Origin of the sequence: Bradyrhizobium sp. PRIMUS42 (genome assembly GCF_023006515.1) — a bacterium.
Lineage (GTDB): Bacteria > Pseudomonadota > Alphaproteobacteria > Rhizobiales > Xanthobacteraceae > Bradyrhizobium.
In genome coordinates this window covers 1-2,713 of record NZ_JALBGZ010000790.1, presented here as the reverse complement: position 1 = coordinate 2,713, position 2,713 = coordinate 1, and the positions used below count along the sequence as shown (strand labels likewise).

Sequence of the window (2,713 nt, the reverse complement as noted above, 5' to 3'; positions counted from 1 at the left end):
CGCGATGCTTGCGAGCGCGACCGCGGACACCGCCAGCACCAGCCCCGTTCCTCGCAGCGTCGACCAGATCGTGAGCATGATCGTTCTCCCTCCCCGGCTGCAACAGCCGGGTGCGCCCCCAAGCTAGCGGGGAATTGCGACGGTTTGCGGGATTTCCGGTCGGTTGGCGCGTGCGGCCCGGCTGGCTCAAATCAACCCGTTTTGTTCTCTGGATCGACAATCGCCCGTTTGCCTTGAGCGCCGGTCGTCCTCGACAATGGAGGCCCACCTCGTATAGACGAGCCCGGCGGAACTTCCTCCAGCCAGCGGCCTGCCCGACAAGCCATGACCAAGCCCCAGCGATACGACCGCATCGCCTTTGTCGCCAGCCCGAGCAGCGAGGCGCAGGCCGCCTTCAGCCAGCTCACCAGGGACTATGGCAATTGCGCCCCGACGGAAGCCGATGTCGTCGTCGCGCTCGGCGGCGACGGGCTGATGCTGCAGACGCTGCACCAGAACATGCACTCGGGAAAGCCGATCTACGGCATGCACCGCGGCACCGTCGGCTTCCTGATGAACGAGTATTCGCCGCACGATCTGCGCGCGCGGCTCGAGACGGCGCATGAATCGGAGATCAATCCGCTCCTGATGCGCGCGACCGACGTCAACGACCGTGTTCACCTGCACCACGCCATCAACGAGGTGTACCTGTTCCGGCAGACCTCCCAGGCGGCACGCCTGCGGATCCTGATCGACGAGCGCGAGCGCATGCCCGAGCTGATCGCCGACGGGATCATTGTGGCGACGCCGGCCGGCTCGACCGCCTACAATCTGTCGGCGCAAGGACCGATCCTGCCGATCAACGCCGCCCTCCTGGCGCTGACCCCGATCAGCGCCTTCCGGCCGCGGCGTTGGCGCGGCGCCCTGCTCCCCAACACCGCCTATGTCGTGATCGAGGTGCTGGAGGACGACAAGCGTCCCGTCGCGGCCGTCGCCGACCATGAGGAGGTACGCAGGGTCCGGCGCGTCGAGGTCCTGTCCGACAAGAGCATCTCGATGCGCATGCTGTTCGATCCGGGCCACAGCCTGGAAGAGCGCATCCTGCGCGAGCAGTTCGGCTACTAAACCCGTCGCCCCGCTTGCCGCCGGCACTGCGTCCGCAACCCTTCGTTAACCGCCGCCACGATATGGTTAACGAAGGTTGACCGTTTTGGCCCGGGCGTCATGTTCCGTATCGACTTCAACAAGCTGCGCTTCCTCGTCTGCGACGACAACCCGCACATGCGCCGCATCCTGCGGACGCTGCTGCATTCCTTTGGCGCGCGCGAAGTCTACGAGGCCGAGGACGGCGCCACCGCGCTCGAGATGTACAGCCATTACGTGCCCGACATCGTCATCACCGACTGGGCCATGCCGATCTTCGACGGGCTCGAGCTCGCGCAGATGATCCGGCAGCCGGACTCCAAGGGCAACCCCTACGCGCCGATCATCATGCTGACCGGTCATTCCGAGAAGCGCCGTGTCACTGTCGCGCGCGATGCCGGCGTCACCGAATTCCTGGCTAAGCCGATCTCGGCCAAGGGGCTCTATCAGCGCATCCTCAACGTGGTCGCCAATCCCCGCCCCTTCATCAAGACCAAGACCTATTTCGGGCCGGACCGGCGCCGCAACACCAATTCCGCCTATATGGGTCCCGAGCGCCGCGTCGGCGAAAAGCACGAGGTGCTGCAGCAGCCCTCGCTGCTCGACAAAGCCCGTTCCACCATCTAGCGCAACGTCCCGAACGAGGCAGGCATCATGGCGAAGAACAGCGCAAAGGACATCGCAGTCAAGGCCTTCGCCACGCATCAAATCATCACGCAGCCCAACCCGCTGCGCAAGGTTATCCGCCGCGTCGACGCGAAGGACCTGGACGATCCGGTCGCTCGCGCCGAGCAGGCGCTCGCGGGCCTTTCCGGCGAGTTCAAGGACTGGATGGCAACCGAGGTCAACCGGCTGTCGGCCGCCTATGTCGCCGTCCGCAATGACGGCTTTACCAAGGAAAGGCGCGACGAGCTGTTTCACGCCGCCCACGACATCAAGGGCGACGCCGCAACCTTCGGCTATCCGGCCGCGGCGGGGGTAGCCGAGAGCCTGTGCCGCGTCATCGAGCACGCGCCTGATCTCGAAAAGGTGCCGGCCGAGCTGTTCACGCACCACATCAACGCCATCCTCGCCATCGTGCAGGAGAACACCAGGCTCGACCGCATCAGCGTCTCCGCCGAGTTGAGCCGGCGCCTGCGCAAGGTCGCCGACGACTATCTCGCCCATGTCAACCGCGACCGCCCCGAACATCTCGAGGTGATCCTGGCGCCGAGCATCGTGCCGGGGGAGTGAGGTCCAGCTCTCTCCCCGTCATTGCGAGGAGCACTTGCGACGAAGCAATGACGGTGGTTGGGAGGCTGGGCCTATCCCCACGATCAGATCGTAGGGTGGATTAGCGCAGCGTAGTCCACCGCTTTGATTGCCGCAGAAACAGAATTGGTGGGTTACGGCTTCGCCTAACCCACCCTACGGCACCTCGCTACGCCGCGATCAGATCGTAGACGTCCTCGTCCGCGACGATCTCGTCGCAGAACAGCCTTGCTTCCTCCCGCGCCGACTCCGTGGCGAAGCGGCGCAGCAGGACCATCAGCGGCTCGGTGGCGCCGCCGTCGGTCTCGCAATGGGTGAGCACGCGCTCGACCATGCGCCG

At 65.3% G+C, this 2,713-nt stretch carries 3 protein-coding genes; all 3 read left to right on the top strand.

What is annotated here, in order from left to right; all coding sequences use genetic code 11:
- Positions 1–324: 324 nt before the first annotated feature.
- Positions 325–1,104 (top strand): NAD kinase, encoded by a 780-nt coding sequence (locus tag MOV75_RS33665; RefSeq protein WP_246931787.1) that lies wholly within the window; start codon positions 325–327, stop codon positions 1,102–1,104.
- Between the two features lie 99 nt (positions 1,105–1,203).
- On the top strand, positions 1,204–1,749 hold the full coding sequence (locus MOV75_RS33660) for a response regulator (RefSeq protein ID WP_212092297.1): 546 nt from the start codon (positions 1,204–1,206) through the stop codon (positions 1,747–1,749).
- A gap of 27 nt (positions 1,750–1,776) precedes the next feature.
- Positions 1,777–2,355, top strand: coding sequence for an Hpt domain-containing protein (locus MOV75_RS33655; RefSeq protein WP_246931785.1), 579 nt, complete (start codon positions 1,777–1,779; stop codon positions 2,353–2,355).
- Positions 2,356–2,713: the final 358 nt, after the last annotated feature.

Excerpts from the sequence above, each read along its gene's own strand:
- MOV75_RS33665 (WP_246931787.1), top strand. The coding sequence starts at position 325 with ATGACCAAGCCCCAGCGATACGACCGCATCGCCTTTGTCGCCAGCCCG.
- MOV75_RS33655 (WP_246931785.1), top strand. The coding sequence starts at position 1,777 with ATGGCGAAGAACAGCGCAAAGGACATCGCAGTCAAGGCCTTCGCCACG.
- MOV75_RS33660 (WP_212092297.1), top strand. The coding sequence starts at position 1,204 with ATGTTCCGTATCGACTTCAACAAGCTGCGCTTCCTCGTCTGCGACGAC.